The sequence below is a fragment of the Sinobaca qinghaiensis genome (assembly GCF_003610495.1).
Classification (GTDB): domain Bacteria; phylum Bacillota; class Bacilli; order Bacillales; family Marinococcaceae; genus Sinobaca; species Sinobaca qinghaiensis.
On the sequence record NZ_RAPK01000006.1, the window covers coordinates 622,314 to 623,215 of the forward strand.

The 902-nt window shown below is 50.8% G+C and carries 1 protein-coding gene; it reads left to right on the forward strand.

The genetic code is table 11. From position 1 onward, the window contains the following. On the forward strand, window positions 1–902 hold a 902-nt coding region (locus tag ATL39_RS17505; protein WP_211326962.1), incomplete at both ends, for a hypothetical protein.

The following is a 902-nucleotide window of genomic DNA, read 5'->3' on the forward strand; positions in this document are numbered from 1 at the left end:
GATGGAGACGCAGACGCGGATGGAGACGCAGACGCTGATGGAGACGCGGATGCTGATGGAGACGCGGATGCCGATGGAGACGCGGACGCTGATGGAGACGCAGACGCTGATGGAGACGCAGATGCCGATGGAGACGCGGATGCCGATGGAGACGCAGATGCCGATGGAGACGCAGATGCCGATGGAGACGCAGATGCCGATGGAGACGCAGATGCTGATGGAGACGCAGATGCTGATGGAGACGCAGACGCGGATGCCGATGGAGACGCCGATGCGGACGGAGATGCAGACGGAGGACTAGATGTTATTGCTGTAGGAAACGCTGATGCGTCCGGAGAGTATGTGGAAGGCTCTAATCAGCTTAATATCAATTACGGAGTAGATTATCTAGCTACGGTTGGAGCATTGAATGAAACATTTTATGCTATTGAACTTCCTCCTGAATTCACTGATTCTTCTATCATTGAAAATATCGAAATAATCGAAGCAGGTAGTGGAGCAATAAATGTCAGCTTAGACCCTTCAGAAGATGAAGCATTTTTGGATGAAGAGAACAACAGAATATTGATTCCAGCAAGCGGATTAGCTGATATTGGTCTGTTGAACGGTGTGGATTTTGATGTCACAATCAGTTATTCAGAAACGCCGGCTGCAGGAACTTACGAAGGAACTGGAAGACAATTAAATGAAAATCTGCTTTCCATTGAAGCATTAGCAGACACTGCAGAAACCTTTACTTTCTCTATTTTAGATGATGGAGATGGAGACGCAGACGCGGACGGAGACGCTGATGCAGACGGAGATGCTGACGCGGACGGAGACGGAGATGCTGACGCGGATGGAGACGCTGACGCAGACGGAGATGCCGACGCGGACGGAGATGCTGATGCGGACGGAGATGC